Origin of the sequence: Mycobacterium sp. 1245852.3 (assembly GCF_001669335.1) — a bacterium.
Classification (GTDB): Bacteria; Actinomycetota; Actinomycetes; order Mycobacteriales; family Mycobacteriaceae; genus Mycobacterium; species Mycobacterium europaeum_A.
Genome location: NZ_LZLL01000555.1, coordinates 1 through 6,003 on the forward strand (window position 1 = coordinate 1; position 6,003 = coordinate 6,003).

At 65.9% G+C, this 6,003-nt stretch carries 7 protein-coding genes and 1 pseudogene; 7 read left to right on the plus strand and 1 reads right to left on the minus strand.

The annotated features are described in order from the left end of the window. Positions 1-78: 78 nt before the first annotated feature. Positions 79-849, minus strand: a pseudogene (locus A9W96_RS26055) (cytochrome P450); the annotation flags it as partial. A gap of 153 nt (positions 850-1,002) precedes the next feature. On the opposite strand from A9W96_RS26055, the gene A9W96_RS26060 reads away from it, so the two are divergent. From A9W96_RS26060 to A9W96_RS26090, 7 genes are all read left to right on the plus strand, one after another. Then, on the plus strand, positions 1,003-2,112 hold the full coding sequence (locus A9W96_RS26060; protein ID WP_369830875.1) for a Rieske 2Fe-2S domain-containing protein: 1,110 nt from the start codon (positions 1,003-1,005) through the stop codon (positions 2,110-2,112). Between the two features lie 18 nt (positions 2,113-2,130). Next, entirely contained in the window at positions 2,131-3,717 is a 1,587-nt protein-coding gene (locus A9W96_RS26065; RefSeq protein ID WP_067144175.1) for an AMP-binding protein, read from the plus strand. Positions 3,718-3,808: 91 nt separating this feature from the next. Then, positions 3,809-4,234, plus strand: a complete 426-nt coding sequence (locus A9W96_RS26070; protein ID WP_067022829.1) for a nuclear transport factor 2 family protein — start codon at positions 3,809-3,811, stop codon at positions 4,232-4,234. A 13-nt stretch (positions 4,235-4,247) separates the two neighbouring features. Beyond that, positions 4,248-4,778, plus strand: coding sequence for a MaoC family dehydratase N-terminal domain-containing protein (locus A9W96_RS26075; protein WP_067144177.1), 531 nt, complete (start codon positions 4,248-4,250; stop codon positions 4,776-4,778). After that, the gene (locus A9W96_RS26080) at positions 4,775-5,230 is read left to right on the plus strand and encodes a MaoC/PaaZ C-terminal domain-containing protein (protein ID WP_067022831.1); all 456 of its coding nucleotides are present in this window, start codon (positions 4,775-4,777) and stop codon (positions 5,228-5,230) included. The genes A9W96_RS26075 and A9W96_RS26080 overlap by 4 nt, the downstream gene beginning before the upstream one ends. Beyond that, entirely contained in the window at positions 5,227-5,442 is a 216-nt protein-coding gene (locus tag A9W96_RS26085) for a hypothetical protein (protein ID WP_197499658.1), read from the plus strand. Before A9W96_RS26080 ends, A9W96_RS26085 begins: the two co-directional genes overlap by 4 nt. A gap of 78 nt (positions 5,443-5,520) precedes the next feature. After that, the coding region (locus A9W96_RS26090) for a DUF222 domain-containing protein (protein ID WP_156765418.1) at positions 5,521-6,003 on the plus strand (483 nt) is incomplete at its 3' end.

Consider the following 6,003-nt stretch of genomic DNA (forward strand, 5'->3'; position numbering starts at 1 on the left):
CGCGCTGGCCATCGGGCTGCAGGCGTTCGTCGCGAACCCCGAGCAGATGGAACGCTATCGCGAGCGGGAAGAGCTGCGGGCCAGCGCGTTCTTGGTGGTGTCGCTGCCGGCGAAGGCCAGCACGAAGAAGAAGAACTCGAGTTCGTTTTCGGGCAGGCTGAACTGCTCGCCGTCGTCGCCGGTGATCACCGCGGACGCCAGCGTGCTCCAGATGTCGTCGGTGGGATTGCGCCGCTTTTCGGCGGTGAGCTCCATCGCGTACTCGAAGACCGAGGCGAAGAGCTCGGTTTCGACGTGCCCGCTCGGGTGCTCCTCGGGCGCAAGCGCCTTCAGGATGCGGTCGAACAGCTCGAAGATCCGCGGCCGGTCCTCCTCTGGGATGCCGATGATGTCGCCGATGACCGTCATCGGTAGCGCGTCGGCGACGTCGGAGATCCAGTCCCCACCGCCCCGGGCGAGCAGGCCGTCGATCATCCGCGCGGCGCGCGCCCGGATGCCGTTCTCCAGCTTGGCGATCGCACGCGGGTTGAAGGCGTTGGAGATCAGCTTGCGGCGCTTGTTCAGGTCCGGCGGATCCAGCGTGATGATCGTCGGGGATGCCGAGAACATGGCGACCGGTTGAATGAGCGGGCCGTCGGCCGCGGTGAACGAGTCGGTGTCGCGATGCAGGCGGACCGCATGCCGGTGTTTGGTGGCGACCCAGAATTGGCGCTGGACGGTGTCGGCGACGCCCGGCGTCAGGTCGTGCCGAAACAGCGGCCTGGTACGCCGCAACTCGGCGAACAGTTCGTCGGGAAAACCGTTACGCCACAACGCGAAATCGGAAAGGTCCACCGCAGCGGCCGTCATGCGAACCCCCATTGGCTCCGACGCCACGCCACGCCCGGGCGGCGGCGCGTTGACGTTCAATGTCTAAAATAGTAAAAATAGACCTTAGTCGTCGAAACGCGGTGAGTTAAGAGCGGCCCTGATGCGCCCGGCCGCGTGGGAAACGGAGTGCTCGTGACGAATACGATTCCAGAGTCAGACCCCTCGGAACGGGAGTTCGGACCGGGTGGCATCGCGCTGTCGACCTACCGTTTCCCGACGGGCTGGTTCATCGTCGCCTTCGGAAGCGACCTGGGTCCCGGCCAGGTCAGGCGCGCGCACTACTTCGGCGAGGAGTTGGTGCTGTTCCGCACGGAGTCGGGCCAGGTTCACGTGATGGAGGCCTACTGTCAGCACCTCGGCGCCAACCTGGGGGTCGGCGGCACCGTGGAAGGCGAGAACATCGTCTGCCCCTGGCACGGCTGGCAGTGGCGCGGCGATGGAACCAACGCGCTGATTCCCTACAGCAAGATCGGCTGCAAGAACAACGTCCGCATCCGGACCTATCCGAGCATGGAATGGTACGGCTTCATCCTGGCCTGGCACGAGCGCCACGGGCGGGCGCCGTACTGGCAGCCGCCGGTGCTGCCGGAACTGGAAACCAACGAGTACTACCCGCTGCACCCGCACAGCCAGATGCTGAACCGGGTCAAGGTGCACCCGCAGATGATCATCGAAAACGCCGCCGACCCCTATCACGTTCAGTACGTGCACAAGGCCGCCAACCCGGCCACGACGGCGTCGTTCGAGGTGGCCGGTTATCACCTGCACGCCACCGTCAACGCCCACTTCGGCGGCGGCCGCGGCTCGACCTGGTTGACACCCGACGGGCCGGTCGACGCCAAGATCATCTACGACAACTACTCGCTGGGCCTCGGCATCGTCCGGTTCCCCAGCGAGCTGGTGGCGACTATCGAGGTGACCGGGCAGACCCCGGTCGACGAGGACTACACCGATTACTTCTACACGCAGGCTTCCGTGCGTGAACCGGGCGACAGCGGTGACGTGCCCACCGGACGTGCCGCCCGGTTCCTGGCGTTGCAGCAAGAGGTCATCAAACAGGACTTCTTCACCTGGGAGAACATGAAATACCTGGAGAAGCCCAACCTGGCGCCCGAAGAGGCACACGACTACGCGGCCCTGCGTCGGTGGGCGCACCGCTTCTACCCGGGGGAGCAACCGTCGCCCTCCGACTTCGGTTACGGCGCCGACGGCGAGCCCGACCCGGCGGCCGCCAAAGCTTGACCAGAGCCACACAGACCGATGTGCGCTGACCGCGTGGGGTCCGTGCGGCCCGCCGATTACGGCGTCGACCGTTTCACCGTGCCGGCCGTGCTCGATCTCCGCGCGCGGCAGTACCCCGACCGGGTGATGATGTCGATCGCCGGCGTCGACGTGACCTTCGAGCAGATGCGCCAGCGGTCGTGTGCGGCGGCAAAGGTGTTGAGCGAGTTGGGAGTCGGACGGGGTGACCGCATCGCATTGTTCACCGGCACGTGTCCGGAATGGGTCTACTTCTGGCTGGGTGCGGCGCGGATCGGTGCGGTGAGCGCGGCGATCAATGCCGCGAACAAAGGCGACTTCCTGTTGCACGCCCTGCGGCTGTCACACGCCAAGGTGATGCTGACCGACGCCGAACACCGGCCCCCCGCCGCCGAGGTCGCCGACGCGGCGGAGAGCCTGACGAACATTGTGGTGCAAGGTGACTCACTGACCGCGACGTTGAGACAACACGCCGGCGACGCGTCGGTCGATGACCCGGGCGAGGCGGACGACCTCGCCTGCCTGTTCTACACCTCGGGCACCACCGGCCCGTCCAAAGCGGTCGCCACGACATGGCACTACCTGTTTTCCGTGGCAGCCACCGTCTCATCGGCCTGGCAATTACGCGAGGGCGAGGTGTTGTGGACGGCGATGCCGTTGTTTCACCTCAGTGCGGCACCCAGCATCCTGGCGCCCATGCTGGTCGGCGCAACGACGGTGCTGGCCGGGTCTTTTCACCCCGGCGAGGTGTGGGACGACATACGCGCCCGCGGCGCCGTCGGGTTCGCCGGTGCCGGGGCGATGGTCTCGATGCTGCGGAATCTGCCCGCGGATCCGGATGACGCACGGCTGCCGTTACGGTTCATCTCCGCCGCGCCGATCGACGCAAACTCCTACCGCGACATCGAAAAGCGTTACGGCTGCCGCATTGTCACGATGTATGGGCTCACCGAGGCTTTTCCCATCGCCCTCAAGTCGGTCGCCGAGGAGGGGGTTCCCGGGACGTCGGGCCGGCCGAATCCCGATTTCGAGGTGCGGATCCTCGACGAGCATGGCAATCCGCTGCCCGCTGACTCCGTGGGTGAAATCGCCTGTCGGCCCAGGTATCCGCACGTGATGAGCGTGGGCTACGTCGGCGCGGATTCGCGGATAAAGCCGCATCCGGAATGGTTTCACACCGGCGATCTCGGGCGCCTCGATCGTGACCAGAATCTGACCTATGTGGACCGAATCAAGGATGCGTTGCGCCGGCGCGGTGAGAATATCTCTTCGGTCGAAGTGGAGGCCGTTGTCGCCAGTCATCCCGCCGTGGCCGAGGCCGCCGCGGTCGGCGTGCCCAGCGATTTGGGCGAGGACGACGTCCTGGTAGTCGTCACGCTGCGGCCCGGCGCCACACTGGATTTCGCGGAACTGCTCGACTTCTGCTCGGCCCGCATGCCGTACTTCTGCGTGCCGCGATTCGTGGAGACCGTGAGCGAACTGCCGAAAAACGTGATCGGCCGGATACGCAAAGATTTATTGCGCGAACGCGGCGTCAGTCCGGGGGCCTGGGATCGTGAAAGTAGTGGGTATGTCGTTCGCCGTTAGGTTCCGTTAATGTCACGTAATAGTCGACGAGTTGCATTAACGTCCCCTCAGCCCATTGTCGGCAGTGATTTCTCCAGAGAGGCTGGAAGCGATGACCATGACCTATCAAGAACAGCAAATGCTGCAAGCCGCCACCGGACGCGCTGCCATCCTGGATCTGAACGCCCGGCACAACCGGGCCTACTCCGACGGCGATCGCGACCGCTGGGTCTCCACCTTCCGTCATTCGGGTGCCAGCTATACCCGCGACGGTGAGCTTTTCAGCGACCTGCGGTCGGCCTTCGACGGTGGCGACGGTCAACGACTGGTCACGGTCGATCATGAGATCAGCGTCGACGGGGTCAACGCGACTCAGCGCTGTGTCGCTGTGCTTTTCGCCGCGATTTATGGCGACACCACGCTGCGGGCCACCGGGACCTTCCACGACACATTGATCTACGAGCGGGGCGGCTGGTACTTCACTTCGCGTGCCTTGCAGTGGGATTCCGTCCCGAGTCGCCACCCCCTCGTTATGTGAGTGGCACCGATACGTGGATCAGGATTTCGGTCAGCGGCTGGCCTTCGGCACCTACGACGATGCGCTGCGGATGGTCGGCGCGCGAAGCGAGCCCCGCGTCGCGGGAACCGCGGTCAGCGCCGCACGCATCCAGTTGTTCGCTGCGATGGTGCGCGACGGTAATCGCTCATACTGGGACCCCGAGTTCGCCCGGCGGCAGTGGGGAGGATTACTCGCGCCGCCCGCGCTGTTGATGGGCTGGCTGATCGCACCGCCCTGGCAACCCTGGGCAAGAGGCACCGCTTCGTTGATCGCCCTGCGGGTGCCGCTGCCCGGTACTACATTTATCAACGCCGCCAACGAGGTTGAGTTCCCCGAACCCATCGTCGAAGGCGACGTGCTGACCGCAGTCGACGAGCTGGTCTCGGTATCACCGGAAAAGCGGACGCGACTTGGCGTCGGCCATTTCGTCGAGACGCTGGAGACCTATCGCCGCCAGGACAACGTCGTGGTCGCCACCAATCGCAATACCTTGTTCCGCTTCACCCCCGGGCCCGCGTCGTGACCGGCGACGGCCTGGACTGGGCGATGATCTCCGTTCCCGTCGACTTGCCGGAAGTGATCGACCACATCAGCTACCAGCGGGTGGTGGAGAACGCCGGGGCAACGTGGGATTACTTCCCCGGCCATTTCGACCCGAAATACGCTCAGGCGCAGGGCAATCCGACGATTTACGTCAACACGATGCACCTGGCCGGGTTCGCCGACCGCGTCGCGACCGACTGGGCGGGGCCGCGCTCGCGCGTGGTGCGCCGGTCCATGCGACTGGCCGCGCCGGTGTATGCCGGCGACACGATGATCGGCCGGGGGCGGGCCGTGGCGAAGCGCCGGGACACCTCGGTGGAGCCGCCGCGCTGCCTGGTCGATGTCGAAATCCGGGTGACCAATCAGCATGGCGCGCTGTGCTGTCCGGTCGAGCTGACGTTGCAGGTGCCCGGATCTTCCGGCGATGGATGACATTGCCGGACTGCACCTGGCGGTGTGCCGATGACGCCCTGGACCCGGCGTGGTGTGAGCTGTTCTGCGCCGGCCTTCCGGAAGGTGCGCAGGCCTTGGCCGCGTCCGGGATGTTCGATGCGCCGGTCCCGGTCGGCGATGAGAGCGATGCGCAGACAAAGCTTTTGGCACGCCTTGGCCGCGACCCGCGGTGGGAACCGGAGATCTCATAGGGGTTTCTGCGCACACACATTGGGGCCGCGGAATGGGGGGAGACCGTTTTTGTCGGTGGTGGCTGCGATGATGGCGTCATGTCCCCGACCGTGGCTGCAGCCAGCGTCGAAGCGTCCCCGAAGGAACGTCTCGGGGAGCTCTTCGATGAACTGGCGGAGCTGACCGGTCAGCGTAATGCGATTGATGGGCGCGTCGTGGAGATCGTGGCCGAGATCGACCGCGACGAGTTGTGCGGGATGACCGGGGCGCGGTCGGTGCCGGCGTTGGTGGCTTGGAAGACGGGGTGTTCGTCGGGGAATGCGCGCACGATCGCCACCGTCGCGAGCCGGCTGGAGGAGTTCCCGCGCTGCGCGGCGGGCATGCGGGAGGGCCGGCTGTCGCTGGACCAGGTTGGGGTGATCGCGGCGCGGGCTGGCGAGGGTTCTGATGAGCATTACGCCGAGCTTGCCGCGGTGGCCACGGTGAACCAGTTGCGTACCGCGGTCAAGCTGGAACCGCGGCCCGACCCCGAGCCCCGGCCGGAGTGGCGGGGGCCGTTGGCCTCGATCACTAAGACCTCC

Bases quoted from the DNA above. Each gene is read 5' to 3' on its own strand.
- A9W96_RS26065 (WP_067144175.1), top strand. From the start codon at position 2,131: ATGTGCGCTGACCGCGTGGGGTCCGTGCGGCCCGCCGATTACGGCGTC.
- A9W96_RS26070 (WP_067022829.1), top strand. From the start codon at position 3,809: ATGACCATGACCTATCAAGAACAGCAAATGCTGCAAGCCGCCACCGGA.
- A9W96_RS26085 (WP_197499658.1), top strand. From the start codon at position 5,227: ATGACATTGCCGGACTGCACCTGGCGGTGTGCCGATGACGCCCTGGAC.